This window comes from Aeromonas sp. FDAARGOS 1419, assembly GCF_019047045.1.
In the GTDB taxonomy this organism is placed as follows: Bacteria; Pseudomonadota; Gammaproteobacteria; order Enterobacterales; family Aeromonadaceae; genus Aeromonas; species Aeromonas veronii.
Window position 1 is genome coordinate 1,034,877 of the sequence record NZ_CP077209.1, and the last position, 25,985, is coordinate 1,060,861.

Below are 25,985 nucleotides of genomic sequence, written 5' to 3' on the forward strand. Positions count from 1 at the left end.
ATCCCCATGACTGTTCCGCGCAATTCCCTTCGCCATTACTGTGGCACCAGTGCTGCCGCCCTGTTGACTCTGCTGCTGGGCACTGCCTCTCACACGGCGCTAGCCGCTGCCCAACCTGTGCCTGCCGAGCTCAAGCTCGCCATCGGCAGTGAGCCCACCGAAGGGTTTGACCCTCTGCTTGGCTGGAGTCACGGCAGCTACCTGCTGCTGCACAGCCCGCTGCTCAAGCAGAACGCCGACCTCAGCTGGCAGAATGTGCTCACCCAATCGGTGACCCCGAGCAAGGATGGCAAGGGGTGGCTCATTACCCTCAAGCCTGACCTGAAATTCTCCAACGGCGCGCCACTCACCGCCGAGGATGTGGCCTTTACCTACAACAGCGCAGCCAAGGGTGGCGGCAAGATTGACATGGGCAACTTTGTCTCGGCCAAGGTGCTCTCGCCCACCGAGGTGGCCATCACCCTGGGTGCTCCCCAGAGCACCTTCGTCAACGTGCTGGGATCTTTGGGGATAGTGTCGAAGAAGGATTACGACGCAAAAGCGTATGCCCAAAAGCCGGTCGGTGCCGGCCCCTACCGGCTGGTGAGCTTCCTGCCCGGCCAGCAACTGGTGGTGGAGGCGAACCCCTATTACGCTGGCGGCAACAATGACTTCAAACGGCTGGTGTTTGTCTTTATCGATGAAGAGAGCGCCTATGCCGCGGCCCAGAGCAGCCAGCTTGATGTGGTGCGCATCGCACCGTCACTGGCGCCCACCGTGCCTGCCTCCCTCAAGCTCTGGGTGCGGCCGAGTGTAGAAAACCGCGGCATCGTCTTCCCCATTCCGCCTGCGGGCGGCAAGGATGCCAAGGGTTATCCCATCGGCAACGACGTGACCTCGGACGTGGCGGTGCGCCGCGCCATCAACTACGCCATTGACCGCAAGCTGCTGGCCGACCAGCTGCTGGAAGGACATGCCATCCCCGCCTACAGCGCGGTAGAAGGCTTGCCCTGGCTGAACAAAGCCACCGCCTTCAAGGATGGCGATGTGGCCCACGCCAATGCCCTGCTCGACGAGGCGGGTTGGAAGATGGGCAGTGATGGCATTCGCCACAAGGGCAATCTGCGTGCCGCCTTTACCCTCTGGTACACCAGTGGCGACAGCACCCGCCGGGATTTGGCGGAAGCGGTGCGGGCCATGCTGGGGCCCATCGGCCTTAAGGTGAGCCTCAAGTCCGGCAGCTGGGAGCAGGTGGAGCGGGAGATGCACGCCAACCCGGTGCTAATGGGGTGGGGGAGTCTGGATCCCATGGAGCTCTATCACCACTACCAGAGCGGCTCCGGTGGTGTTGAGTTCTACAACCCGGGCTACTACAGCAACCCTGTGGTGGATGGCCACCTCAAGCAGGCGCTGGATGCCCCCAACTGGCAGGCGGCCGTGCCGTTCTGGCAGCAGGTGGAGTGGGATGGCAAAACTGGCGCCGGGGTACAGGGGGATGCTGCCTGGGCCTGGCTGCTCAATGTGCAGCACACCTATCTCGCCAACCGTTGTATCGATCTTGGCAAGGGGGCGCCGGAAATCCACGGTAGCTGGTCCCTGCTCAACAACCTGCAGGATTGGCGGTGGACGTGCCGGTAAGTTCGCCCTTGAGTCATTCAGGTTATCTGTTGCTAAAAGCCCTGCTGCGTCTGGCAGGGCTGTTATGTCTGGTCTCGGTCGCCACCTTTGTGCTGCTGAGTTACTCCCCCATCGACCCCATCAAGGCCTATATCGGCAACGACCTGCTCCATGTGCCGCCGGAGCAGTACGCCCGCATCGCCGCCCGTTGGGGGCTGGATCAGCCGCTCTGGCTGCGCTACTGGCACTGGTTTACCCAGGTGCTGCGGGGGGATCTCGGCTACTCCATGCTCTACAACGCACCGGTGGGTGAGGTCATTGGCCAGCGCTTTGCTGCCTCCTTCCTACTGCTGGCGGGCGCCTGGCTGCTCTCCGGTTTTTTCGGCATTGTGCTGGGCCTCTGCGCCGGTCGCTATCTCAATCGCTGGCCCGATCGACTGATTTGCCGTTTTGCCTACCTGCTCGCCTCCCTGCCCACCTTCTGGGTCGGCCTGTTGCTGCTCGCCCTGTTTGCGGTGCATTGGCCACTACTGCCGGTCTGCTGCGCCTGGACGCCGGGTCTCTCCGCCGATGAGGCAGATTGGGCTATGCGAGCGCGCCATCTGTTGCTGCCGGTGACGACCCTGGCGCTGCTCGGGGTGGGCAACATTGCCCTGCATACCCGGGCGCGGGTGGCCGAGGTGCTGGATAGCGACTTTATCCGCTACGCCCGCGCTCAGGGCGATGGCGGCTGGCCCATGCTGCGTTTTCATGTGCTGCGCCATGCCCTGACCCCAGCGCTCTGCCTGCAGTTTGCCTCCCTTGGCGAACTGATTGGCGGATCGCTCTTGGCCGAGAAGGTCTTCTCCTACCCGGGGCTCGGCCAGGCCACCGTGGATGCGGGGCTGCGGGGGGATATTCCCCTGCTGATGGGAATCGTGCTCTTTTGCACCCTGCTGGTCTTTATTGGCAACACGGTGGCCAGTTTGCTGCTGGCGCGCATCAATCGGGGTTGGGAGGGCGAGCATGCTGTTTAATCCGTTTCCCTCGATACTGCGGCTGGGTTTTGCCCTGATCGGATTGGCGCTGCTGGCCACTTACGGCTGGAGCCTCTCTCATCAGGATGTGCCGATGGATCTGCTGGCGCGCCAGCAAGCCCCCTCGCTGACCCACTGGTTCGGCACCGATCAGATGGGGCGGGATCTCTGGTTGCGGGCCTTTCAGGGCACCCTCACCAGTCTGGAGCTTGGCATCAGCACGGCGCTCTGCAGTGGCCTGCTGGCCATGGTGGCGGCAAGCGTGTCGCTCATTCACCCCAGATGTGATGCGGCGGTGCGAATGGTGATCGACGCCATGCTGGCGCTGCCCCATATGCTGCTGCTGATCCTGATCTGCTTTACCGTTGGGGGGGGCATGCGCGGGGTGATCCTGGCGGTAGCGCTCACCCACTGGCCCAAGTTGGCGCTCATTCTCTGCGCAGAAGCACGGCGGATCGCCTGCAGCGACTATGTGGTGCTGGCCCGTTGTCAGGGGATGGGGGCGCTGCGTCGCTGGCGCACCCACCTGCTACCGGGCCTGTTGCCCCAGTGGTTTATCGGCACCCTGCTGATGTTTCCCCATGCGGTGCTGCACAGCGCGGCCTTGAGCTTTCTCGGCTTTGGGCTGGCGGCCCACGAGGCCTCGCTGGGTTTGCTGCTGGCCGATGCCCTGCGTTATCTGGCGGGTGGCGGTTGGTGGCTGGCTCTCTTCCCGGGGCTGATGTTGCTGCTGCTGGTGTTGCTGTTTGATCAGGCTACCCGCGCCTTGCAACAGCTGCTGTGGCACAGGAGTGAACCATGCTGAGTTTTGATCAGGTGACCATAGAGGCGGCCCACTACTCCTGGCTGGGGCGGCGCAGCTGGCAGCCTTTGCTGACCGATATCAGCCTGCAACTGGCGCCGGGAGAGATAGTGGCGCTGGTGGGGGGGAGCGGCGAGGGCAAGAGCCTGTTGCTGCAAAGCGCTCTGACATTGCTGCCGGACAATCTGCGGATGCGCGGCAGCATCTCCCTCGATGGCACACCTCTGTGCGATGCCAGCCGCGCCCGTCTGCGCGGTCACACTCTCTGCTATGTGCCACAGGGAGTAAGCGCCCTCAATCCATTGCTGACGGTGGAGCGCCAGCTGGGGCGTGCGGCACGTCTCTGCGGCCAGAGCGGTTCTCGCGAGCGGCTCGGCGAGCAACTGCTGCGCTACCAGCTGCCCGCGACCACCCTGGACAGATTCCCGCGCCAGCTCTCCGGCGGCATGGCCAAGCGCATTCTGGCCTGCACCGCGGCGCTCGGCGGTGCCCGCTACATTCTGGCAGACGAGATCACCGCCTGGCTCGACGAAGGGCTGGCCTGCCAGCTGCTCGGCCAGTTGCGTGAATTGGCCAATCAGGGCAGCGGTATCCTCTGGGTGACCCACGATCTGGCGCTGGCGGCCCGCTTTGCCGATCGCATTGTGGCGCTGCATCAGGGGCAGGTGAGCGATACCTTGAGCTGCCACCATCTGCGACAGGGGCAGGGGAGCGAGATGCTCCGGGCCCACTGGCAGGCGCTGCCCGAGTTCAATGCGCTCTTCTCTGTGCCGGAGGTTTCCTGATGTTGGAAGTACGAAATCTCACTATCGCCCAGGGTGAACGTCCCCTCTGGCAGGGTTTATCGCTGACGGTGAAAGCGGGCGAACGGCTCGGCATCTCCGCCCCGAGCGGCCATGGCAAGACCACGCTGGGGCGGGTATTGGCGAGTTGGCAGCCTGTTCGGGCAGGGGGGCAGATCCTGCTGGATGGGCAGCCTGTGCCTGAACAGGTAAATGGTTATAACCCCATCCAGCTGGTGCCCCAGCACCCGGAACTCACTTTCAATCCCTATCGCACCACCGGGCAGGCGCTTTGGGATGTATGGCGCCCCGATGAGGTCATGCTGGCCCGCTTTATGGTCAAGCCTGCGTGGCTTGGCCGTAAACCCGGTCAGCTCTCCGGCGGTGAGCTGGCCCGCATCGCGCTGCTGCGCGCCCTCGATCCCCGTACTCGTCTGCTGATTGCCGATGAGGTGACCGCCCAGCTGGATCCGCAGATTCAGCGCCAGCTCTGGCGGGAGTTGATGATGGAGTGCGAGCAGCGCGGGCTTGGCATGGTTATCTTTAGTCACCAGCAGGCGCTGCTGCGCCAGATCTGCCATCGGGTGCTGCGCTTTGGTGAGATGCAGCCCGTGACTGGTGTATTGGCTGAAAATGCGGCCTGAGGGTTAGTTCCCCCTCATCCCCAGCCCTTCTCCCGCAAGGGGAGAAGGGGGCAGACGGTGCCATCTCACCCGCCCGGGGTTAGGGTTTGGAAAAATTCGGGGTTTGAAAATATGGCTGGTTGTTATGCTCGAGGCCTCCCTGAGGGGGTTGAGGGAGTCGTATTGTTGCAGCATATTGCCTGTATCCACGAATAGGTTCCCTTTTCCATGTTGAGACGGGAACGGAATGCGGCATCCATGAACCGGTTCCCTCTCCCTGGGGAGAGGGCCAGGGTGAGGGGGCGCGAGTATGAAACGCTAGCCATTCTGTACAGAGAGAATCGTTGGCAAAGCGCGCAGATACAAGAGAGGGAGGCATCAGCCTCCCTCTCTTGTTTTCTACCGTTATCAGTGGCGTTTAACCGGTTGATTTCAAGCACTGGCCAGCCAGTTGAGCCAGGCATCCATCCCTTCGCCTGTGGTGGCGCTGACCTGGATCACCTGGATATAGGGGTTGACCCGTTTGGCGTTCTCGATGCAGCGGGCCATGTCAAAGCTGACGTAGGGCAGCAGATCGATCTTGTTGATCACCATCAGCTGGGCGGCGGCAAACATGTCCGGGTATTTCAGCGGCTTCTCTTCCCCCTCGGTGACAGAGAGGATCGCCACCTTGTACTTCTCGCCGAGATCGAAGCTGGCGGGGCAGACCAGATTGCCCACGTTCTCGATAAAGAGGATTCCCCCTTGATTGGCAGGCAGCTGGTGGCAGGCGTCGTGGACCATTTTGGCATCCAGATGGCAGCCCTTGCCGGTGTTGATCTGCACAGCAGGGACGCCGGTGGCACGAATGCGATCCGCATCGGCACTGGTCTGCTGATCCCCTTCGATCACCGCGCAAGGGCGCTTGTCGGCCAGCTGGCGCAGGGTTTCACACAGCAGGGTGGTCTTGCCTGAACCCGGGCTAGATACCAAGTTGAGCACCAGCTGGTCGGCAGCTGTGAAGTGTTCGCGGTTGTGGGCGGCCAGCGCGTTGTTCTTGGCCAGCACATCCATCTCGATGGCGATCAGCTGGCGCTGCCCCATACCGGGGACCGACAATCCCGCTTCCCCTTTGCCATAGTGCAGATCACCCTGCTGATGGTCATGGTCATGGTCATGGTCATGGTCATGGTCATGGTCATGGTCATGGCAGTGATCATGGGGATGCGTGTGGGAATGGCCGTGCTCATGAGATTGGGCATGATCATGATGATGGTCGTGGTGGTGATCATGACCCTCGTGGCTTATGGGGGCTCGCACCCCGTGGTAGTGGTGATGGACATCCCCCTGATGGTGATAGTGGTGGTGAATGATCAGGGTTCGCGGCGCACTCTGCTCGTGATCATGATGGTGGTCATGTTCATGACCATGTTTATGGTGATGTTCATGCTCGTGATCGTGCTCATGGCCGGCGATCCGCGCCTGGCCGCATCCGCATACGCTACACATATCAACTTACCTCGATGTCGGTGATGCGCAGGCTATCACCCTGCGCGACTCGTAATTTGTATCCGCCACACTCGGGACAGGCCTGCCCGCGTTCGGTGAGGGTGACCGTCTGGTTGCAGTCATAACACCAGGCCTCTGCCGCCTGGTGTTGAAAGTGCAGTTGGGCCCCCTCGACGGCGGAGCCCTTGGCGGCCGCCTCGAAACAGAAGGCAATGGTGTCCGGGTCGACGCAGGAGAAGCTGCCGACCTCGAGCCAGAGGGCGGTCACCCTGGTAAAGCCCCGCTGGGTGGCCTGTTCAGCCGCCAGATCGATGGCGGCCATGGCCAGAGACATTTCGTGCATGGTGGCTCCTTAACCGATATGGGGAGGAGCAGTGACTCCTCCCTGTAATTGACGAAACGGCATGGCTGCTCAACAGATCCGCGGCAGCAGCTCCCCTTGCGGCAGCTCCAGATAACGGCGGCTACCCCAAGGGTTGTTGAGGATCACCTTGTGGCGATCGCTCGCCTGAACCACGCCGATCTGGCTGGCTGCTGGGTTGAATTGCCGCAAGATGCCCAGTGCGTCCTGCGCCTGTTCGGCAGGCAGGGCCAGCACCATGGTCCCCTCGTTGGCGAGATCATGGGGCTCGAAACCGTAGAGCTCGCACAGGCCGCGCACCGGATCGCACACCGGAATGGCGGACTCCTCCAGCTCGATGGCAACGCCGGAGGCGCTGCTCCACTCGTTGAGCACGGCGGCAAGGCCACCGCGGGTGGCGTCGCGCAGGGCGTGAGGGGTAATCCCCGCTTTTAGCAGCCCTTCTACCTGCGGCCAGAGGGTGGTGCAGTCGCTCTTGAGATCAGATCCCAGTTGCAGGGCGTCACGGGCCATCAGGATGCAGGCGCCGTGGCTGCCGATATCCCGCGACACCAGAATGGCGTCACCGGCCTTGAGATTGCGAACCGAGATGCCCCGGCTCTGCTCAGGCTGCGGGAAGGTACCGACCCCGCTGGTGTTGATAAAGATCTTGTCTGCCGCTCCCTTGGGCACCACCTTGGTGTCGCCGCAGACGATGCGGGCGCCGCTGTTGGCAAGCTCTGCTGCCATCGACTCGACGATGCGGGCCAGATCGGCGTAGGGGAAGCCCTCCTCGATGATAAAGCTGCAGCTCAGATACTCGGGCTTGGCCCCCATCATGGCGAGATCGTTGACCGTACCGGCGATGGCCAGCTTGCCGATATCGCCCCCCTCGAAGAAGAGCGGCGAGACGGTAAAGCTGTCGGTGGTGAAGGCGACGGGACCCTCTACCGGCAACAGGGCGGCATCTTCACCGCGCAGCAGGATCTCGTTGCCAAAGTGGCGAAAGAAGAGCTGGTTGATCAGCTGGTTCATTTCTACACCGCCACCGCCATGGCTTAACTGAATTTCTCTCATTGGATCCCCATATATCGGTAGTAGGCATTGCAGGCCCCTTCGGAGCTGACCATGCAGCTGCCCATGGGCTGGGTCGGGGTGCAGCCCCGGCCAAAGACTTTGCACTGGTTCGGTTTGGCCAGGCCGCGCAGGATATCGGCGCACTGGCACGCCTTGTGGTCATCGATGGGAGTCTGGTTGAGCGCGAAGTGACGTTCTGCATCGCGTTTGGCAAACGCATCGCGCAGGCGCAGGGCGGAAGCGTTGATATCGCCAAGACCTCGCCAGCGAAAGTGCTCGCGGGTCTCGAAAAAGCGCTCGACCAGCCGCTGGGCGGCTTTATTGCCGCTGGCGGTAACGGCGCGGCTGTACTGCACTTCCAGCGCGTAGCGACCTTCCACCTTCTGGCGCACCATCATCAAGAGCGCCTCCATCACATCCACCGGCTCGAAGCCGCTCACCACCACCGGCACCTGATAGCGATCGACGATGGGCAGGTAGATATCGGCGCCGGTGATGACGCTGACGTGGGAGGGGCCGATAAAGGCGTTTACCTTGGCAACGCCGTCGGCCATCACCGCATGAATGGCGGGGGGCACCAGCACATGGTTGATATGAAACAGCAGGTTCAGGGCCCCTTCTTCTTCAGCGGCAGCCAGCAAGGCGGCCGTCATGGGGGTGGAGGTCTCGAAACCGATGGCGAAGAAGACCACGGTTTTCTCCGGATTTTCTTTGGCGATACGCAGGGCGTCTAGGGGGTCATAGACCGGGCGGATATCGCTCCCCTTGGCCCGCTGCTGTGCCAGCGTGCCTTTGGAGCCCGGCACCCGGATCATGTCTCCCAGGGTGACCAGAATGACATTCGGTTGACTCGCCAGCTCGATGGCCTGATCGATGCGCTCTTTGGGCATGATGCAGACCGGGCAGCCGGGGCCGTGGACAAACTCGATGCTGGCGGGCAGCAGCTGGTGCAGGCCGTACTTCATGATGGTGTGGGTATGGCCGCCACACACCTCCATCACCCGCAGCGGCTCGGGCAGATCTTTGGCCAGTTCGGTGATCTGGGTTGCGAGGGCGCGGATCACCTCGGGCTGGCGAAAGCCCTGGAACAGGTCATTCAAGGTCAGCATGGCAAGATATCCTGTTTGGGCATCAGGGCCACCATCTGGCGGAAGCTCTCGAGGCTGGCCTGCGCCTCCTCTTGGTCAATCTTGCTCATCACAAAGCCGATATGGAGCAGCACATAGTCGCCAATGTTGAGAGGCTCTTCGAGCAGCATGCAGCTGACGCGCCGCTGCACCCCCAGGGTGTCGACGGTGACGCAGTTATCTTCGGGGTGCAGCTGCACCACCTGAGAGGGGATGGATAGACACATGAATTTCAGGACTCCGACAAGGTGGCACAGCCGGTGGTGACAGGCTGGTGCGTGGCAAGATGGTGGATGGCAAACCAGAGCTGACCGGCGGCGATGCCACCGTCATTGAGTGGCAGGGTTTCGCTGGTCAATACCTGCCGGCCGGCGGCTTCGAGAGCGGGCACCAGCTGGTCCATCAGCACCCGGTTTTGAAAGACGCCGCCCCCGAGCGCCACCGGATAGCCGGGGAAGCGCTCGGCCAGAGCGATGACCAGAGCGCTGATGGCGCGGATAAAACCGGCGGCCAGGCTGGCGGTGGAGGTGCCTTGGCGCCGCTCGCTGACAAGGGTATTGATGAGCTCGGCCCACTCGATATGCAGTGGCCCCTCTGCTGATTGGCTGAGATCAAAGGCGAGGGGGAAGGGCTGTTCATCGGGGGTCAGCTGCAAGGCAGCCGCCTCTAGCAAGGGTCCCGCTTCGCCCTCGTAATCCGGGGTGTCGATCACCCCCAAGAGCGCAGCCACCGCATCGAACAGCCGCCCGATGGAACTGGTGTAGGGGGCGTTGCGACCCAGCTGCCAGAGCTGGTGCAGGTTGCTGATCCGTTCAGCTGGCAACTTGTTGATCAGCGGAATATCGAGGGTGCTGATCTGCTCAGGGCTATGCGATTCAAACAGCAGCCCCAGCAACTGACGTACCGGCTCGCGAATGGCCGCCTCGCCGCCGATCAGCTTGAAGGGGGTGAGGTGGGCAACGCGCTCGAAGCCCTTCACATCGGCCAGCAGCAGCTCGCCACCCCAGAGGATGCCGTCATCGCCAAGGCCGGTGCCATCGAAGGCAACCCCCAGCACCGGGCCCGTGATGTTGTGCTCGGCCATCACCCCCAGCAGGTGGGCGTGATGATGCTGCACCTCGAGATGGGTGGCACCCTGATTCTGGCAATAGCTTTTGGCCCACTGATGGCTGAGATAGCCCGGGTGGCGATCCGACACCAGCACTTCGGGATTGAGATCGTAGAGATCGCGAAAGGTCGCCAGAGTTTGCTCGAAGTGTTCCTGCATCGGCAGGCTGTGCAGATCGCCGATATGGGGGCTGTAGATGCGCTGGCGGCCGAAGGCGAGCGCCAGCTGGTTCTTCTGTTGCGCCCCGACAGCCAAGAGCGGCGCCTTGACCGCCTCTTGCAAGCTGGGAGTGCAGGGGGCATAACCCCGGGCGAGGCGCAACGTCTGGCGCCGCCCGCCCGCCCACTGCACCAGACTGTCGTCGCAGGGGTGCAGGATAGGGCGGTTGTGATCCAGGATGCCGTCAATCTCGCTGCCGAGTTCCCTTACTACTGCCTCACAGTCGATCAGGGTCGGGCTGCCGCGACCATTGGCGCTGGTGGCCACCAGCGGCATGGCGCAGGCATCCAGCAGCAGCTGATGGAGCGGGGTGTAGGGGAGCATGACCCCAAGGTAGGGGATGCCGGGGGCGATCCCCTCGGCCAGCGGCGCGGTTGTAAGTAGGGATTCTGAGAGCCGATCATCGTTTTTGCGCTTGCGCAGCAGGGTGATGGGTCTGGCCTGAGAGGCGAGTAGTTGCCACTCGTCTTCGCTGCCGGTGACATGCAATTTGGCCTCGGCAAGGGAGCCCATCATCACCGCCAGCGGCTTGCGCGCGCGCCGCTTAAGTGTTCGCAATCTAGCCACACTCTGTTCATTGCGGGCATCACACATCAGGTGATAGCCCCCCATCCCCTTGACCGCAATCAGCGCCCCCGCTTGCAGGGCGCTTGCAGTGGCCTGCAGGGCATCCTCGCGCTCGGCCAAGGCATCGCCACGGCCATTTCGCCAGCTGAGATGGGGCCCGCACTCGGGGCAGCTCACCGGCTGGGCGTGGTAGCGTCTGTCCAGCGGGTTTTCATAGGCCGCCGCACAGCGCGGGCACATGGCAAAGCCTGCCATGGCGGTGTGGGGTCTGTCATAGGGGAGGCGGCGGATGATGGTGTAGCGCGGGCCGCAGTGGGTGCAGTTGGTAAAGGGGTAGTGGTGGTGGCGATCGTTGGGATTGGCCACGTCCGTGGCGCACGCCTCGCACATCCCCTGATCCGGCGAGATGGCGACCGTTGCAGAGCTCTGCTGCAGGCTCGCTTTAATTCGAAACTGGCCATGAAATTGGCCATCGAAGTCGGGATCATGAGCGAAGGGCAGTTCCCTCTCGCTGAAATGATCGATGCGGCTCAGCGGCGGCGCCAGTTCCCGCAGTTCGCGGGCAAAGCTGGCGAGCTGCTCGGGCGATCCTTCGGCGCCGATGGTGACGCCGTTGGCATCGTTCAGTACATAGCCGGCAAGGCCGTGGCGCAACGCCAGCCCATAGACGAAGGGGCGAAAGCCGACCCCCTGCACGATGCCGTCGATATGAAATTCGCGGCGCAGCCGGTTGGCCACAGGATTGGCAGAGCCAGAGGGGGCTGTGGCAGCTCTCATGCCGGCTCCATCTCATCTTGAGTCTGCGGCAAACGCAGCACCCGGCGCTCGTTCTCCTCGCGCCGCACCCAGCCATCCATCTCCATGCGCAGGCAGAACGGAATGGCGTATTTACGCGACAAGCCGGTGATCTCCTTGAGGGATGCCATGTCGATCAGATCTCCCACCTGCTGGCCCGCCAGCACGGCGGCGACCATCTGGTTGTAAAGCTCGGCGTCGTAGTAGATGGGGCCATCGAGCTGCACCAGATACTTGAGTCGTGCCAGATTGCGCAGCTGCTTTTGCAACGCGCCTTTTTGCTGTAAGCCCTGCTGCAGGGCTGCGGGCAGCTTGCGGGTGATAAAGGGATCCAGCTCTACGCCGCCGGGGCCCAGTTTACCGGGCTCGTACCCCTCCTTGCCTTGATCTCGCACCACCTTGAGCACCAGCTGCGCCTCTTCCCCCAGATCATCTTCCGACTCGCCGCTGCCCTGCTGCCACTTCTCATGGTGCAGGCGAACAATCTGCTCGCTCTTGAGCTGCTGGAGCAGGGCCTGAATGACCGGCAGGGCGATGCCAAAGCGGGTTGCCAGCTCTGCGGCACTCAGCGGTTCGCTGGCCAGCGTAGCGAGCAGCTGGTCGCGGCTTTGGGCCAGCCAGCAGTTATCCAGCAGCCACTCACCGAGGGGAGTGACCAGCTCGGGCCGCTGGTCAAAGCGGCTGGCCAGCACATAGCCATTGAGCCCCAGCTGCAAGGCTGCGGGGTTGTAGCGCTCCAAGTCATCAGGCAGCTCACCCAGCAGGGCGTGCAGCGCCTTGCGCCTGGCGGGATGGATGTCGCCGCACCAGACGATGCGGGCGCCGTGCAGCAGTTCGCTGCTGCCGTGGCGAATGATGGCGAGCGGCTGGCCGAAGAAGCAGGGGATGGGGCTGGTAAAGATCAGCCGCGCCAGCCGGGTATCCTTGATGGGCACGAAACGGGCCCGGCCATGCCAGCTGCCAAGGGCCACTTCGACCTCGCGGTTGCGCTGTTCCCGGATGCTGCCGCCGACCTCGCAGAGCCGCACGATAAGGTGGGTTGCCGCCTCGCACTGGCCAGCGGCGCTGGTAAGGCAGTGACCGCGGGCCACCTCCTTGTGAGGCACTTTTTTAAGGCCCACCGCCACCCGGCAGACGGCGCCAATCTCGTCGACGCTCTGGTGATAGGCTTGCAGGGAGCGCACCTGCACCTCCCGATCGGCGGGGTAGAGGCGCAGCTTGTCCCCCACCTTGAGGCTGCCCTGCTGCAAGGTGCCGGTAAGCACGGTACCGGTGCCGTTGGCGGTAAAGACACGATCAACATAGAGGCGCGGTGCGCCCTGCTCGTGGGCAGCTTGTGAGGCTGGCAGATCGGCAAGTTGACGTACGATAGCGGCGTGCAGGGCAGCCATATTGGTGCCGGTTTTGGCGCTGACGCTGACGATATCGGGCACCATGCCGCTCTCGTCCATCACCCGCTCCAGCAGGCTCTCTTCCAACAGCAAAAGCTCGTCGGGGGAGACCAGATCGCACTTGTTGATGCAGACCAGGAGGCGCGGTACCCCCATCGCCTTGAGCAGGCGCAGGTGATCGCCGGTCATCGGCATCCACCCCTCGTCGGCGGCAATCACCAGCAGCACCAGATCCAGACTCCAGAGCCCCGCCACCATATTGCGGATATAGCGCTCGTGGCCGGGCACGTCGATGACACCTATGGTGTTGCCCTGACCGTCGTCGAAGTGGGCAAAGCCGAGATCCTGGGTCATGCCAATGGCCTGCTCGTGGGCACGGGCGGTGGTGATGCCGGTGAGGGCCTTGATCAGCAGGGTCTTGCCGTGATCCACGTGGCCTGCAAGGCCGATAACGGCGCGATAGGGGGTCATGGGATCAGGGCTCCTCGGTCGCATTTGTTGCATTGAACGGGGCGGGCAGCAGCAATTCCCTGAGTTGGGCGATCAGCAGTTCCATCTCGGTCGGCAGCAGGGTGGCCATATTGAGCAGCACCTTCTGCTGGCGCACGGTGGCGATGACCGGCACCGGCAGTTCGCGCAAATCATCGAGCAGCTGCTGGGCCGGGCGCGGGTCGGTGCACTCCAGCGCAGGGGCCGGATAGAACTCGTCCGGCAAGGTGCCACCGCCCACCACCAGCTGGGCGGGGACCGGCACAAAGCAGCCGGGCAGGGCGGCCATCAGCTGGGAGGCTCTCGTCTGCATGGCGGCCGGGTTGCTCAGGGTGCGCTGGGCAATTCCTTCACCGATGGGGGACTTGTTGAGCTTGTGGATGAGCAGCCGTTCGAGCAGGGAGTAGACGATGCGGCTCGGGCGGAAGGTGCGCATCATGGGGTGTTTTGCCAGCCGCTTGATAAGGTCGCTGCGGCCGCTGATGATGCCCGATTGCGGGCCCCCCAAGAGCTTGTCACCGGAGTAGCAGACCAGATCCGCCCCCGCCTTGATGTACTGGCGCACCGAGGTTTCATCCGGTGCAAACTCTTCGGTGGTCAAGCCCGACCCCTGATCCACCGCCAGCACTACATGTTCGGGCAGGGCGCGGGCCACCTCGCCGATATCGGGGGATTCAGTAAAGCCGCGAATGGCGAAATTGGATCTGTGCACCATCAGTACCAGCGCGGTCTGATCGGTGATGGCATCGAGGTAATCTTTGGCGGTAGTGATATTGGTAGTGCCCACCTCCACCAGTTTGGCACCGGAGAGCGCCAGAATATCGGGAATGCGAAAGCCGCCACCAATCTGGATCTGCTCGCCGCGCGAGACGATCACCTCGCGCCCCTTGGCCACCTCCTGCAGCAGCAAAAAGAGCGAAGCGGCGTTGTTGTTGACCACCAGCGAATCCTCGGCCTGGGTGAGGCAACGGAGCAGGGGGGCGATCAGCCCCTTGCGCCCGCCGCGCTTGCCGGTGGCGAGATCCAGCTCCAGATTGTTGTACCCGGTGTTGAGGTCACGCACCTCGTCCCACAGCTCGTGACTTAATGGCGAGCGCCCCAGATTGGTATGCACCAGGGTGCCGGTGGCGTTGATCACCCGGGTTTGACGCTGGCGCAACTGCTGTCGGCAGCGCTTGGCAATCAGCGCCTCGATCTGCTCGGGGGCAACGCCATGCTGGCGAAAATCTTCGCTCTGGCGCAGCTCGCTCAGGGTGTCGCGCACCGCCTGAGTCACCAGCGGGCGGCTCAGCGCTTCGATAAAACCGGCGAGAAAGGGTTGCTGCAGCAGCTGTTCCACTTGCGGCAGACGGCGCGTTTGTTGCTGAGAATCTGGCTGTGAATCGTCGGCAGCCGTACCTGATGCGGGCTGGCGATGGGGGATGGCTGGCGCGTGAGACGAGTTCGGCATGGGATTACCAGTGCTGTGCGTGGGTTCGGGATGCGCACCGGTTTGCCGATAGAGAGGCCGAGCTGACGGGTTATGGCACTGCTGGCGATTTGCGGATGAGTGCAAACTGGATGCATAAATGAGCGGGTATAAATTAATGCTGCATCGATGCTGATAAATTAATTTTTGGCCAGCGAGATAACCTGAGTTCGGATTATATTGGCAAGCGGCAAGCACCTTTTTTAAGGTATTACTTCAAACATATTGAACAAACAATGGAAATAAAATTCAGGCCGAAAAATTCAGCGGGAGAGTATTTGTTCAATAGATAAATTTGGCGGAAGAGGCAGGAATCGAACCTGCCAAAGCCTTCTCGGCTCACATCGGTTTTGAAGACCGAGGAGGCCACCAGACCCCATCAACTTCCGTAACGGTCGCCATTTTGTGGCAAATTTCTGTGACTGGCAACGCTTTTTTTGTCATAAAAAAGCGAGAGTTAGCGATTTTTTGAAAAAATCAAAGAACCTTGTTTTATATCAAGTTCAGCACAATTAACCCGATGTTTTTAATTTAACATCGGGCCTCGATCACATTGCCGGAATCGTCGGTCAATAACGGTCGTTAACAACTCGCTAAATAATCACCGCTTGGCGTTGGCAATATTCCACTGATCCAGTTTATCTATTAACAGACCGGAGTCCCTGGTGGCATCAAGATGCTGATAAAGATAATCCATCGCCTCGCTCACCATCTCGGTCATCGGGAAGGAGAACGCCACGATGGCCGGTTGTACCCCGACAAAGATCACCTCGGGGACAAAGGTCTTGAGCTCGTCGATCAGGAAATTGAGCGGCATATTGTGGGTCGAGAAGATAAACATCTCGGCGATGGTCTCGGGGGGGATCACCAGCATGGTTCCCGCCTTCTCGCCGATCTCGGCGGCATCCACCAGCACCACCCGATCCGGTTGCAGCTCCCGCACCTTGTAGACCACATTTTCCGGTGCGATGCCGCCGTCGATATGGATCCAGCCGGGCAGGGGGGCGGCCTGCAGCTTGTCGGCGAGATAGGGGCCGGCACCGTCGTCCCCCATCATGGCATTGCCCACGGTCAACACGAGATTGCAGCCCATCAGCGGCTCCTTACCATCAGGTACATATGGGGGTCGTTAAAGAGGGCGGTGAGCTGATCCATAAAGGTATTGGTCCAGCCCAGCTCCTGCTCATCCAGCACATTGTCGGCTTTGCGCAGCCGGTCGAAGGCGCAGGCCAGCATATGGCAGTGCTCGCGATAGATGGTGATCTCGCCAAAGGTGAGAAATCCCTCCATCTTGCGGCGCGCTTCGCTCCCCTCTGGCAGTTTGGCCACCCAGTCGCGATAACCGATCAGCGAGCAGACCAGGTCTGCTCGCAGGCAATCGACGATGCCGAGGTGGTGGCCGATGGCGAGGCTGTAGTACATCACCTCTTTGGCTTCCTCGGGGACGTTGAACTGCTCGTCGACGAACTTGCGCGAGAGGCGGTAGAAAAAAACCTCGTCAGCCATGCACCGCCTCTCCCTTGCCGGCCGCCCGGTTAAGGCAGGCGTTTGCGAGGTTGTTGACGATCTCCGAGAGGCGCGGATCGTCGTGCTGATCGAGGTAGCTCTGGATACGCAGATCCACATCCTGCTGGGTTGCCCCTTCGAGCAGGGCCATGAACTCGTCGGCGATGATCCGCCCCTGCCGGTAACCGGCCATGCGGCGCGCTTCGCGCTCGATCATCACCCGGATTTCATTGGGGATGCCGGTGTGGCGCAGTTCGACCCGCTCACCCGGTTGCACCTCGTGGCTGGTGGCTTTGAGTTTCTGCTCAAGCAGACCGAGCGCCACGGCAAAGCCGTAGATGGTGGCTGCCGGAGTGGGGGGGCAGCCGGGGATATAGACATCCACCGGCACGATCTTGTCGGTGCCGCCCCAGACGCAGTAGAGGTCGTGGAAGATGCCGCCGTCACAGCCGCAGGCGCCGTAGGCGATGCAGATCTTGGGATCGGGCGCCGCCTCGTAGGCGCGCAGGGCTGGCACCCGCATCGCCCGGGTCACCGCGCCGGTAAAGAGCAGGATGTCGGCGTGGCGGGGGGAGGCGACCACCTTGATGCCGAAACGCTCGGCATCAAACAGCGGGGTGATGGTGGCGAAGATCTCGATTTCGCAGGCGTTGCAGCCGCCGCAATCGACCCGGTAGACATAGGCCGAGCGGCGAATGTCCTTGAGCAGGGTCTTCTTGAGTTTGGTGATCTCGGGATCCTGTGCCAGCGGCACGGCGCGGGTATGGGCATGGCCGACAACCGGTTCTATGCCTTTGATCTTGCTCATCACATCCACTCCTTTTGTGCGGCCATCGGTGTGGCTATCGGTGTGATCAGGGCCGAGTCAGGCTGGCTCAGCATGCTCTGTTTTCGTTTGCAGTCGGGGCAGTGGTGCAGTCGCTCCGGGGTGGTCAGCGGCGTGCCCGCCTGCTTGAGGGTATCCTCCACCAGCGCCACCAGCTTGCTCGGGGCAAAGTAGGTGCCGCACAGGGTGCAGGGGGCCAGCGCGAAGCGGGCCTCCTCATAGAGATCCGCCTTGTTGGTCACCGCCAGCTCGAACTCGGGGGAGAGGGCGATGGCGCGGGTCGGGCAGACCTCCTCGCAGCGGCCGCAGAAGATGCAGCGCGCCATGGAGATCTCCCAGCGCCGTTCGCCGGTCTCCATGTCCACTTCCATCACCAGCGCGTTGGCCGGGCAGGCCTTGGTGCAGGCGGCGCAGGCGATGCACTGATCCGCCTGATATTTCGGTTTGCCGCGAAAATCCCGGTTCACCTCGTAAGGGGCGAAGGGGTACTTGGCGGTCGGGGTGCCAGCCTTGAGGATGGTCTTGAACAGCTTGATCATGATGACCCCTTATTTCAGCGGAGAGTTTTTGCGATCGATGCCGTAGCGCTCGATCTCCTTGTAGGAGACCACGGTGGATTTGCCCTTCTTGGGGTCGACCAGGGTGACCCGGTCGGTACAGGAGTAGCAGGGATCCAGACTGCCGATGATGAGCGGCGCATCCGCCACGGTATTGCCGCGCAGCATGTAACGCAGGGCAGGCCAGTTGGCGTAGGTGGCGGCGCGGCAGCGCCAGCGGAACAGCTTCTGGTTGTCCCCGGTCATGCTCCAGTGGACGTTCTCGCCGCGGGGCGCCTCGGTAAAGCCCAGCGCAAACTTGCCCGGCTGGTAGGTGAACCCTTCGGTCAAAAGCGGCCCCTCCGGCAGGTGCTCAAGACCAAACTCAATCATGTCGAGGGAGTCGTAGAGCTCGTGGATGCGCACCAGCACCCGGGATTGCACGTCGCAACCCGCCTTGGTCTGGATCTCCATCGGCAGCTCGCGGTAGCCGGCAAAGTCGTGAACCCGACGCACGTCGCGCTTGAAGCCGCTCGCCCGCACCATGGGGCCGACGCAGCTGAAATCGCGGGCAATTTGCGGCTCGAGCTTGCCGATACCGATGAGGCGGGAGGAGATGTTGGCGGTATCCAGCAGCATGGCCACCAGGGGTTTGAGCTCATCACGCAGCTCGCGTACCAGCTGGGCACCCTTGATGCGATCTTCCTTGAAGATGTCGCGGCGCACCCCGCCAATCAGGTTGAGGCCATAGGTCTTGCGGGCGCCGGTCAGCAGCTCGGCCAGGGTCATGGATTTTTCCCGTACCCGGAAGAACTGCATGAAGCCGGTGTCGAAACCGGTGAAGTGGCTCGACAGGCCGATGTTGAGGATATGGCTGTGCAGGCGCTCCACCTCCAGCAGCACGGCGCGGATCATCTTGGCCCGCTCCGGCACCGGAATACCCATGGCGTTCTCCACCGAGGTGGTGTAGGCGACGCTGTGGGTAAAGCCGCAGATGCCGCAGACCCGATCGGTCAGGAAGGCCACTTCGTTGTAGCCCATGCGGGTTTCCGCCAGCTTCTCCATGCCGCGATGGACATAGAAGAGGCGGTAGTCGGCATCGATGATGTCTTCCCCATCGACGAACAGACGAAAGTGGCCCGGTTCATCCGAGGTGATGTGCAGCGGGCCGACCGGCACGATGCGGTTGGCATCACTGCCGAGCTCATTGACGAAGGGGTAGGTCTCTGTGTCGGTGGTGGGCATCGGGCGCTGGCGATAATCCATGGCGTCCTTGCGCAGGGGATGGATATCCTCCGGCCAGTCGTCCGGCAGCACCAGACGGCGTTCATCCGGCAGACCGATGGCGCGTAGGCCGTACATGTCGCGGATCTCCCGCTCGCCCCACACCGCCGCCGGAATGGTCGGGGTGATGGAGGGGTACTCCTGGGTATCGGCATCCACCAGCACCTTGACGGTGATCCAGCACTTGGTGTCGCCCTCCATGGAGAAGACGTGGTAGACGGCGAAGTGACCGTTGAGGCTGCGCTCGTCATTGGCAAAGGAGAGCGGAAGCCAGCCCCCCAGCTGATGGAAGATCAGGCTGGCGGTCTCGACCAGACTGGTGGGCTTGACGGTAATGGTGGCCTGATCGGCGGTTTGCCACTCCTCGTCGACGATGGCGTGGGGCAGTTGTGCTCGCACCTGCTGGATGTAGTCGCAGCCGATGCGATCCGAAATGGCGATGGTCATGCAGTTCTCACTTTAATGTTCGGGAATGAGCATTCACAAATGATGAAATCGGAAAAAGTTGCTGTGCTGGCGGGCATGATTCAGATCCCGACCAGATAGGCGAGCAGCGCCAGCAGGGCTAGCCCCAACCCGTAGCGGGTGAGCTTGTGGGTGCGCACGAACTGGGTACGGGCCATGGCGTTTTCGATGATGCCAGCCAGTAAAAAGGCCACCAGCAGCTTGCAGGCGAGGATCAGCGCCGCGCCGATGAGCGCAGGCAGACTCCAGTTGGCTGCCTTGCCGAAGGGGAGGAAAATCACCAGAAAGAGCTGCACCACCACCAGCTGCTTGAGGCCGATGGAGAGCTTGAGCAAGGCCAGCCCCGCACCGGAGTACTCGGTGAGCGGCCCTTCTTGCAGCTCTTGCTCGGCTTCGGCGCAGTCAAAGGGCAGCTTGCCCATCTCGACAAACACCGCGAAGGCACAGGCTGCGCCAGCCAGCAGGGTGGCAACCGGCGCGGCCAGCGGCTGGGTCGCCACATAGCTGCTGATATTGCCCAGATCCGAGCTGCCCACCATCATCGCCATGATGAAGCAGGCGAGCACCAGAATGGGCTCCACCAGAATGCCGAGGGTCAGCTCGCGGCGGGCGCCGATCCCTGCAAACATGCTGCCGCTGTCGAGCCCCGCCAGCGAAAAGAAGAAGCGGAAGATGGCGAACAGATAGATGTCGGTGATGAGATCCCCGGCGATGGGGAAGGGGGACTCGTGAGTCAGGGTTGGCAGCGCCATCGCGACCAGCAACAGGGCCGCGATCAGTAGTGCAGGCATCAGGTTGAAGATGATGCCGGCAGGCTCGGGAGTCACCTCCTGACGGCGCAGGAGCTTGGCGATATCCCGGTAATCCTGCAGCAGGCCCGGCCCCTGACGGGAGTGCATCTTGGCCCGCAGCACCCGGTTGAAACCGGTGGCGAGCGGCGCCAGCGCCAGCATGGCGATGGCCTGGGTCAGGGCGAGGGCAACCATGCCCCAGCTCGGCATTTCAAGAACAGGCATATCAGACTCCTACAGCCATCAGGATAAAGAGCGCCAGCACAATGCCGTGCAGCAGCCAGCCGGTCGTCCCGCTGGTATCGCTCACCCCGTGCAGGGCGCTGGCCAGATCGAGCTGCGGCTGCTTGCGATAGAGCGGCGCGCAGAGTTGGCGCAAGGTGTGGGTGACACCGCCGGAGGTAAGGCTCATGCGCTCCTCATAGGCGTAACCACAGGCCCACGGGGTGCCAGCGTGACGACGACCCAGCTTGGGCCCCTTGAAGATGGCCAGTACCAGCAGCGGAATGAGGAACAGACCCAGCAAGGTGATGGCGATAACGGGTGGGGAGAGGATCGCCTGGCTGCTATCGAGTGGCAGCAGGGTGGCGCCGGTGGCGACACTCATTTGGCTGGCAACCAAGGCTTGGCCATAGCTGGCGATATGGGGGGCAATCCAGGGGGCGCCCAGACCCAGCACCAGACAGACCGCGGCCAGCAGCAGGGTGCCTGCCACCATGGCCCCCGGCACTTCGCGGGTGTGGCTCGCTTTCTCGCTGCGCGGTGCACCGCAGAAGCAGATGCCGTACACCTTGACGAAACACATCACCGCCATGGCGCCGGTCACCGCCAGCATCACTACCGCGAGCGGCGCGACGACAGAGGTGCCGAGTTTGGTCATGGAGAGCAGGGATTGATAGATAAACCACTCGCTGACAAAGCCGTTGAGCGGCGGCAGCGCCGAGATGGCCATGGCACCGATGAGGAACGCCAGCGCAGTCCAGGGCATCAGCTTGGCCAAGCCCCCCATCTTGTCCATGTCACGGGTGTGCAGGCGGAACATCACAGAGCCGGTGCCCATAAAGAGCAGGCTCTTGAAGATGGCGTGGTTGAGCAGGTGATAGAGGGCGCCGAGCAGCCCCAGCACCACCAGTGCCGGTTGCTGGTTGGCGATGCCGATCATGCCGATCCCCATCCCCATCAGGATGATGCCGATGTTCTCCACCGTGTGGTAGGCGAGCAGCCGTTTGAGATCGTGCTCGGCCAGCGCAAACAGCACCCCGAGCACCGCCGAGCAGGCGCCGAAGATCAGTACCACATAGCCCCACCAGAGCTGGCTGGCGCCGAGAAAATCGATGCTGACCCGCAAGATGCCAAAGAGGCCCAGCTTCACCATCACGCCGGACATCAGCGCCGAGATATGGGAGGGGGCAACGGGCTCGGCCACCGGCAGCCAGCCGTGCAGCGGCACGAAACCGGCGCGCAGGCCAAAACCGCAGAAGCTGAGCAGGAACACCAGAGAGGCCAATCCGCCCGCCAGATGGTGCTCACGCAGCGCGGCGAACTCCAGCGAACCGCTTTCGCGGCAGAGCAGCCAGAAGGCGATCAGCACCAGCGCCATGCCGATATGGTTCATCACCAAGTAAAGCCGGCTCTGTTTGGCGGCCTCCGGGTTGGTCTTGACCAGCCAGTAGGTGGTGAGGGTCACCAGCTCGTAGCAGAGCAAGAAACCGAGCGCATTGTCGGCCAGTACCATACCCACCATGGCAAAGAGGAAGAGGTTCATCAGCGCGCCGATGGCCACATCGCCCTTGCCCTGATATTCGCGGATATAGGCAAAGGAGTAGAGGGCGACAGCGACGCCGACGGTACTAATCACCAGCAGCATCAGCGCGGCCAGCATGTCGAGGTGCACCGAGCCCAGCAGCCAGAGCTGGCCGTCGACGGGGGTGCCTTGAGCAAAGATCTGGATGGCGGCGACCAGACCCGCGAGCGAGCCCAGCAGGGCAAAGCCGCTATTGAGACGGTTGGCTAGTGCGGGCAGCTTTTGCAGGAGCAAACCGGCGGCAGCGCCCAGCAAAAAGAGCAGGAGCGTGGCCATTACAAGGGGGGACAACATCAGCGAACTCCCTCTGTGGTAGATAAATCGGATGCAGGGAGCGCCGTGGCAGGCGCCGAGAAGGCAGAGGCCCCTTGCGGGTTGGTGTCGGCCGCTTGCTGGCGACGGATACGGGCGGCGCGTTCGGTGTCGCCGTCATTGACCAGCTTCAGCGCCTGGGAGGGGCAGGCACCGACACAGGCCGGGCCATCGGTGCGAAACTCGCACAGGTCGCACTTGACGGCGATGCTGCGCACCCCTGGCTCCCAGCTCAGCAGATCCTCGCCAAAGCAGCGCAGGCCGGCGGAGGTGGAGGGGTTGCTGGAGCGGATGGAGCAGGGGATATAGGTGTCGTAACTGGTGGCCACGGCCACCGGACGGCTGCCGCCGCTCTGGATGGCGCCAAAGGGGCAGGCCACAGCGCAGAGATTGCAGCCGATGCAGAGCGACTCGTTGAGTTGCACGCAATCGCCGGTCTGGCGAATTGCCTCGACCGGGCACACCTTGATGCAGGGGGCATCGTCACAGTGACGGCACTGAACCGGCATGGTCGCCTGCTCGTGTCGCATAACGGTTAAACGGGGGGCTTGCTGCAAACCTTGCGCCTTGTGTACCTCGCTGCAGGCCGCCATACAGGTGCCACAGCCGATACAAAGCTTGGGGTCAGCGATAACGAAGCGGTTCATAGCCTACCTTGTCGTGTCGCGAACGGAGAAAGTAGGGGCAGGTTGGCAAGATACGGGCCAGATTGGTTTTTGCAGCGAAATTGGTTTTAAGTGGCTGTTTTTAAATGAATAAAAATCTTGTCGTGGTTGGGTGAAAGGGCTGGCATGGCTGTCGAACTGTGACGTTCGTCACTTGTGACGAAGCCATCGGGAGGGTTCGTCACCCTGGAAAACACAGCATGAGTAGGGTGCAAAGAACGAAGTGAATTGCACCGCTCTCCAACATATGTGTGCGGTGCATGGCGCTGCGCTTGTTACACCCTACGGAGGTCTGTCTGTTCGCATAGAGCCCGTCTGTGTGGAAACCGTAGGTTCGATTAGCGAAGCGTAATCGGACGCACGAGAACGCAAATATATCGGCAGCATGCCGGGAGTAGGGGGTAATGAGCGACGTGAATAGCACCGTTGGCAACATACGGTCGCCGTGGTTTGCCCCCTTCTCCCCTTGCGGGAGAAGGGCTGGGGATGAGGGGGCGGTAATCGGGGTTAACGGAAAATAGAGAGGGAGGCCAATGCCTCCCTCTCTATTTGCTGACGTTTTCTATGCCTTTAAGAGGCCATCAACCCGCCATCAGATATCCACCTGCGATCCCAGCTCGATAACCCGGTTGGGCGGGATCTCGAACTGATCCGGCGCCCGCAGGGCGTTGCGCTGCAGCAGCATAAAGAGCTTGCCGCGCAGATAGAGATACCAGGGACGGTCTTTCATGATGAGCGACTCGTGGGCCATAAAGAACGAGGTCTCCATCATCCGGCAGCTGAGCCCCTCGGCGTTGCAGCGGTGGAAGATCTCCTCCACGTTCGGAGTTTCGCGCCAGCCGTAGCTTGCTACCACCCGCCAGAAGGTGGGGGAGAGCTGCTCGATGCAGACGCGGCGCACATTGTGGACGTAGGGCACATCCTCTACCCGCAGGGTGAGCAGGATGATCCGCTCGTGCAGCACCTTGTTGTGCTTGAGGTTGTGCAAGAGCGCATGGGGGATCACATTGACCACCCGCGACATATAGACCGCAGTACCGGCCACCCGGGTCGGCGGGGATTTTTCAAGCGAGGCGATCATCGGCTCCAGCGAGTTGCCGTGCTCGTTCAGGCGGCGAATAAGCTGGAAACGCTCGCTCTTCCAGCTGGTCATCACGGTGAACATCACCGCGCCCAGAGTGAGCGGCAGCCAGCCGCCGGAGAAGATCTTGGCGAGGTTGGCGGCAAAGAGCGGCACGTCGATACAGAGCAGCGCGGCAAACAGGATGGCCACCAGATACTTGTTCCAGTGCCAGCTGTTCTTGGCTACCGAGCAGGAGAGGATGGAGGTGAGCACCATGGTGCCGGTCACGGCGATGCCGTAGGCCGCCGCCAGATTGCTGGAGTGCTCGAAGCTCATGATGACGATCACCACCGAGATATAGAGCATCCAGTTGATGACCGGAATATAGATCTGGCCGGACTCCTGCTCGGAGGTGTGAACGATGCGAATGGGGGAGAGATAACCGAGGCGCACCGCCTGCCGGGTCAGCGAAAAGACCCCGGAGATCACCGCCTGCGAGGCGATCACCGTCGCCATGGTGGCCAGCAGCAGCAGCGGCACCAGCGCCCATTTCGGCGCAAGCAGGAAGAAGGGGTTGGCAATGGCTGCGGGGTTGCTCAGCAGCAGCGCACCCTGACCGAAGTAGTTGAGCACCAGCGAGGGCAGCACCACGATAAACCAGGCGAGGCGAATTGGATTTTTGCCAAAGTGGCCCATATCCGCGTAGAGCGCCTCTACCCCGGTGATGGCCAGCACCACGGCGCCGAGGGCAAAGAAGGAGGTGGTCTGGTACTGGATAAAGAAACGCACCGCCCAGATGGGGTTAAGCGCACCCAGCACCTCGGGGTTATGGATGATGCCGCGCAGCCCCAGCACCGCCAGCGTCATAAACCAGATCAGCATGATGGGGGCAAACAGCTTGCCCACCATGGCGGTGCCATGTTTCTGGATGGCAAACAGCAGGGTCAGCACCAGCACCGAGAGGGTGACGATATAGGGGTCGAGGGCGGGGGTGAGAATGCTCAGACCCTCGATGGCCGACATCACCGACATCGCCGGGGTGATCACCACCTCGCCATAGAAGAAGCTGCCACCAATCAGGCCGAGGATGATCAGCAGCGGTGTCCAGCGGGTGGAGGCGTTGCGGGTCGCCAGCGACATCAGGGTGAGAATTCCACCCTCACCGGCGTTGTCGGCCCTCATCACAAAGGAGAGGTACTTGACCGACACCACCAGGATCAGCAGCCAGAAGATCAGCGAGAGAAAGCCGAGAATGGAAGCCGGCTCGACGCCGAACCCGAATTGACCTGACAGGCACTCGCGCAAGGTATAGAGCGGGCTGGTGCCGATATCGCCATAGACTACGCCAATCGCCGCCAGCATAACGCCGGACATGGCTTGTTGTTTATCACAGTTCATGAGTTCATCTTGTCAGTTTGATGTTTACACGTTTGCCACAGCAGATCGCCCCGAACACATCAGGTATGTGTGGATACAACATCGGGGGAAATCAAAGGATTGCGATGGGAAGGGAGCTAATCGGATATAAAGATGCGTTTCATGGGACACAGTCTGTTCATCTGTCGTTAAGCTTATAATGACACACACTCTGCGGGTTCATGCTCAGGTATAAATAATCAAAACGCCCTTTTGAGTAAGGTTATTAATTGGCCGTTGATTGAAATATTCCCCCGCTCTGCGGGCAACCGTTTGTTTTATCTGGGGAAGCACTTTGGCCACTATTTTTTACCGAGGTGAGTGAAAAACAGACGATAAAATAGTGACTAATTAATTGCGCTCAGGGTGGCAAATGGGATGGCGATGGGTAGCAATGGAGTCTTTATTGGTAGGGGGAAGGTAGGGTGC

General features: G+C 61.8%; 23 protein-coding genes and 1 tRNA gene. 6 read left to right on the top strand and 18 right to left on the bottom strand.

Annotation, left to right across the window (positions count from 1 at the left end; translation table 11 throughout):
• Window positions 1–6: 6 nt before the first annotated feature.
• From I6L49_RS04485 to I6L49_RS04505, 5 genes are read left to right on the top strand one after another with little or no spacing between them, the layout of a single operon-like run.
• Window positions 7–1,617 (top strand): ABC transporter substrate-binding protein, encoded by a 1,611-nt coding sequence (locus I6L49_RS04485; RefSeq protein ID WP_216950704.1) that lies wholly within the window; start codon window positions 7–9, stop codon window positions 1,615–1,617.
• The gene (locus I6L49_RS04490; protein WP_216950705.1) at window positions 1,602–2,612 is read left to right on the top strand and encodes an ABC transporter permease; all 1,011 of its coding nucleotides are present in this window, start codon (window positions 1,602–1,604) and stop codon (window positions 2,610–2,612) included. Before I6L49_RS04485 ends, I6L49_RS04490 begins: the two co-directional genes overlap by 16 nt.
• A complete protein-coding gene (locus tag I6L49_RS04495) occupies window positions 2,602–3,417 on the top strand; it encodes an ABC transporter permease (protein WP_216950706.1) in 816 nt (271 codons plus the stop codon). Before I6L49_RS04490 ends, I6L49_RS04495 begins: the two co-directional genes overlap by 11 nt.
• On the top strand, window positions 3,411–4,199 hold the full coding sequence (locus I6L49_RS04500; protein ID WP_216950707.1) for an ATP-binding cassette domain-containing protein: 789 nt from the start codon (window positions 3,411–3,413) through the stop codon (window positions 4,197–4,199). The genes I6L49_RS04495 and I6L49_RS04500 overlap by 7 nt, the downstream gene beginning before the upstream one ends.
• Window positions 4,199–4,840, top strand: a complete 642-nt coding sequence (locus tag I6L49_RS04505; protein ID WP_216950708.1) for an ATP-binding cassette domain-containing protein — start codon at window positions 4,199–4,201, stop codon at window positions 4,838–4,840. The genes I6L49_RS04500 and I6L49_RS04505 overlap by 1 nt, the downstream gene beginning before the upstream one ends.
• 411 nt (window positions 4,841–5,251) lie before the next feature.
• Here I6L49_RS04505 and hypB read toward each other — a convergent pair whose 3' ends face one another.
• Window positions 5,252–6,106 carry a hydrogenase nickel incorporation protein HypB gene (hypB, locus tag I6L49_RS04510; protein WP_216951581.1) on the bottom strand — a complete coding sequence of 285 codons (855 nt, stop codon included), beginning with the start codon at window positions 6,104–6,106 and terminating at the stop codon, window positions 5,252–5,254.
• Here hypB and I6L49_RS21015 point away from each other — a divergent pair.
• Complete coding sequence (locus I6L49_RS21015; RefSeq protein WP_254127538.1) at window positions 5,987–6,331, top strand: hypothetical protein; 345 nt, start codon at window positions 5,987–5,989, stop codon at window positions 6,329–6,331. The two genes, hypB and I6L49_RS21015, sit on opposite strands and share 120 nt — an antisense overlap.
• Here I6L49_RS21015 and hypA read toward each other — a convergent pair.
• The 17 genes from hypA to kup form a co-directional block, all read right to left on the bottom strand.
• Window positions 6,309–6,650, bottom strand: coding sequence for a hydrogenase maturation nickel metallochaperone HypA (gene hypA / locus I6L49_RS04515; RefSeq protein WP_216950709.1), 342 nt, complete (start codon window positions 6,648–6,650; stop codon window positions 6,309–6,311). The genes I6L49_RS21015 and hypA overlap by 23 nt on opposite strands.
• 69 nt (window positions 6,651–6,719) lie before the next feature.
• The gene (gene hypE, locus I6L49_RS04520; RefSeq protein WP_216950710.1) at window positions 6,720–7,724 is read right to left on the bottom strand and encodes a hydrogenase expression/formation protein HypE; all 1,005 of its coding nucleotides are present in this window, start codon (window positions 7,722–7,724) and stop codon (window positions 6,720–6,722) included.
• Window positions 7,721–8,833, bottom strand: a complete 1,113-nt coding sequence (gene hypD / locus I6L49_RS04525) for a hydrogenase formation protein HypD (protein WP_216950711.1) — start codon at window positions 8,831–8,833, stop codon at window positions 7,721–7,723. Before hypD ends, hypE begins: the two co-directional genes overlap by 4 nt.
• A complete protein-coding gene (locus I6L49_RS04530) occupies window positions 8,827–9,078 on the bottom strand; it encodes a HypC/HybG/HupF family hydrogenase formation chaperone (RefSeq protein ID WP_005333341.1) in 252 nt (83 codons plus the stop codon). Before I6L49_RS04530 ends, hypD begins: the two co-directional genes overlap by 7 nt.
• A gap of 5 nt (window positions 9,079–9,083) precedes the next feature.
• Complete coding sequence (gene hypF / locus I6L49_RS04535) at window positions 9,084–11,522, bottom strand: carbamoyltransferase HypF (protein WP_216950712.1); 2,439 nt, start codon at window positions 11,520–11,522, stop codon at window positions 9,084–9,086.
• Entirely contained in the window at window positions 11,519–13,402 is a 1,884-nt protein-coding gene (gene selB / locus I6L49_RS04540) for a selenocysteine-specific translation elongation factor (protein WP_216950713.1), read from the bottom strand. Before selB ends, hypF begins: the two co-directional genes overlap by 4 nt.
• A gap of 4 nt (window positions 13,403–13,406) precedes the next feature.
• The gene (selA, locus tag I6L49_RS04545; protein WP_216950714.1) at window positions 13,407–14,870 is read right to left on the bottom strand and encodes an L-seryl-tRNA(Sec) selenium transferase; all 1,464 of its coding nucleotides are present in this window, start codon (window positions 14,868–14,870) and stop codon (window positions 13,407–13,409) included.
• 314 nt (window positions 14,871–15,184) lie between these two features.
• Window positions 15,185–15,276: transfer RNA gene (locus I6L49_RS04550), tRNA-Sec, on the bottom strand.
• Between the two features lie 213 nt (window positions 15,277–15,489).
• Window positions 15,490–15,981: a hydrogenase maturation peptidase HycI gene (gene hycI, locus I6L49_RS04555; RefSeq protein ID WP_216950715.1), complete on the bottom strand. Its 492-nt coding sequence runs from the start codon at window positions 15,979–15,981 to the stop codon at window positions 15,490–15,492.
• Window positions 15,981–16,394: a formate hydrogenlyase maturation HycH family protein gene (locus I6L49_RS04560; RefSeq protein WP_216950716.1), complete on the bottom strand. Its 414-nt coding sequence runs from the start codon at window positions 16,392–16,394 to the stop codon at window positions 15,981–15,983. The genes hycI and I6L49_RS04560 overlap by 1 nt, the downstream gene beginning before the upstream one ends.
• The gene (locus I6L49_RS04565) at window positions 16,387–17,202 is read right to left on the bottom strand and encodes an NADH-quinone oxidoreductase subunit B family protein (RefSeq protein ID WP_005333324.1); all 816 of its coding nucleotides are present in this window, start codon (window positions 17,200–17,202) and stop codon (window positions 16,387–16,389) included. Before I6L49_RS04565 ends, I6L49_RS04560 begins: the two co-directional genes overlap by 8 nt.
• The gene (locus I6L49_RS04570; protein ID WP_042053810.1) at window positions 17,202–17,759 is read right to left on the bottom strand and encodes a formate hydrogenlyase complex iron-sulfur subunit; all 558 of its coding nucleotides are present in this window, start codon (window positions 17,757–17,759) and stop codon (window positions 17,202–17,204) included. The genes I6L49_RS04565 and I6L49_RS04570 overlap by 1 nt, the downstream gene beginning before the upstream one ends.
• A gap of 9 nt (window positions 17,760–17,768) precedes the next feature.
• Complete coding sequence (locus tag I6L49_RS04575; RefSeq protein WP_040065714.1) at window positions 17,769–19,487, bottom strand: NADH-quinone oxidoreductase subunit C; 1,719 nt, start codon at window positions 19,485–19,487, stop codon at window positions 17,769–17,771.
• 80 nt (window positions 19,488–19,567) lie between these two features.
• Window positions 19,568–20,521, bottom strand: a complete 954-nt coding sequence (locus I6L49_RS04580; protein WP_216950717.1) for a respiratory chain complex I subunit 1 family protein — start codon at window positions 20,519–20,521, stop codon at window positions 19,568–19,570.
• A 1-nt stretch (window position 20,522) separates the two neighbouring features.
• On the bottom strand, window positions 20,523–22,394 hold the full coding sequence (gene hyfB, locus I6L49_RS04585) for a hydrogenase 4 subunit B (protein ID WP_216950718.1): 1,872 nt from the start codon (window positions 22,392–22,394) through the stop codon (window positions 20,523–20,525).
• Entirely contained in the window at window positions 22,394–23,059 is a 666-nt protein-coding gene (locus tag I6L49_RS04590; RefSeq protein WP_108588287.1) for a 4Fe-4S dicluster domain-containing protein, read from the bottom strand. Before I6L49_RS04590 ends, hyfB begins: the two co-directional genes overlap by 1 nt.
• A 610-nt stretch (window positions 23,060–23,669) precedes the next feature.
• Window positions 23,670–25,538 (bottom strand): low affinity potassium transporter Kup, encoded by a 1,869-nt coding sequence (gene kup / locus I6L49_RS04595; RefSeq protein WP_024944982.1) that lies wholly within the window; start codon window positions 25,536–25,538, stop codon window positions 23,670–23,672.
• Between the last annotated feature and the right edge of the window lie 447 nt (window positions 25,539–25,985).

Coding starts and splice junctions, on each gene's coding strand:
- I6L49_RS04570 (WP_042053810.1), bottom strand. CDS start 17,759: ATGATCAAGCTGTTCAAGACCATCCTCAAGGCTGGCACCCCGACCGCC.
- hyfB (WP_216950718.1), bottom strand. CDS start 22,394: ATGTTGTCCCCCCTTGTAATGGCCACGCTCCTGCTCTTTTTGCTGGGC.
- I6L49_RS04495 (WP_216950706.1), top strand. CDS start 2,602: ATGCTGTTTAATCCGTTTCCCTCGATACTGCGGCTGGGTTTTGCCCTG.
- selB (WP_216950713.1), bottom strand. CDS start 13,402: ATGACCCCCTATCGCGCCGTTATCGGCCTTGCAGGCCACGTGGATCAC.
- I6L49_RS04505 (WP_216950708.1), top strand. CDS start 4,199: ATGTTGGAAGTACGAAATCTCACTATCGCCCAGGGTGAACGTCCCCTC.
- I6L49_RS04500 (WP_216950707.1), top strand. CDS start 3,411: ATGCTGAGTTTTGATCAGGTGACCATAGAGGCGGCCCACTACTCCTGG.
- selA (WP_216950714.1), bottom strand. CDS start 14,870: ATGCCGAACTCGTCTCACGCGCCAGCCATCCCCCATCGCCAGCCCGCA.
- hypF (WP_216950712.1), bottom strand. CDS start 11,522: ATGAGAGCTGCCACAGCCCCCTCTGGCTCTGCCAATCCTGTGGCCAAC.
- hypE (WP_216950710.1), bottom strand. CDS start 7,724: ATGAGAGAAATTCAGTTAAGCCATGGCGGTGGCGGTGTAGAAATGAAC.
- I6L49_RS04485 (WP_216950704.1), top strand. CDS start 7: ATGACTGTTCCGCGCAATTCCCTTCGCCATTACTGTGGCACCAGTGCT.
- I6L49_RS04575 (WP_040065714.1), bottom strand. CDS start 19,487: ATGACCATCGCCATTTCGGATCGCATCGGCTGCGACTACATCCAGCAG.
- hycI (WP_216950715.1), bottom strand. CDS start 15,981: ATGGGCTGCAATCTCGTGTTGACCGTGGGCAATGCCATGATGGGGGAC.
- I6L49_RS04590 (WP_108588287.1), bottom strand. CDS start 23,059: ATGAACCGCTTCGTTATCGCTGACCCCAAGCTTTGTATCGGCTGTGGC.
- I6L49_RS04530 (WP_005333341.1), bottom strand. CDS start 9,078: ATGTGTCTATCCATCCCCTCTCAGGTGGTGCAGCTGCACCCCGAAGAT.
- I6L49_RS04560 (WP_216950716.1), bottom strand. CDS start 16,394: ATGGCTGACGAGGTTTTTTTCTACCGCCTCTCGCGCAAGTTCGTCGAC.
- hypD (WP_216950711.1), bottom strand. CDS start 8,833: ATGCTGACCTTGAATGACCTGTTCCAGGGCTTTCGCCAGCCCGAGGTG.
- I6L49_RS21015 (WP_254127538.1), top strand. CDS start 5,987: ATGGTCATGGTCATGGTCATGGCAGTGATCATGGGGATGCGTGTGGGA.
- hypA (WP_216950709.1), bottom strand. CDS start 6,650: ATGCACGAAATGTCTCTGGCCATGGCCGCCATCGATCTGGCGGCTGAA.
- I6L49_RS04580 (WP_216950717.1), bottom strand. CDS start 20,521: ATGCCTGTTCTTGAAATGCCGAGCTGGGGCATGGTTGCCCTCGCCCTG.
- kup (WP_024944982.1), bottom strand. CDS start 25,538: ATGAACTGTGATAAACAACAAGCCATGTCCGGCGTTATGCTGGCGGCG.
- I6L49_RS04565 (WP_005333324.1), bottom strand. CDS start 17,202: ATGAGCAAGATCAAAGGCATAGAACCGGTTGTCGGCCATGCCCATACC.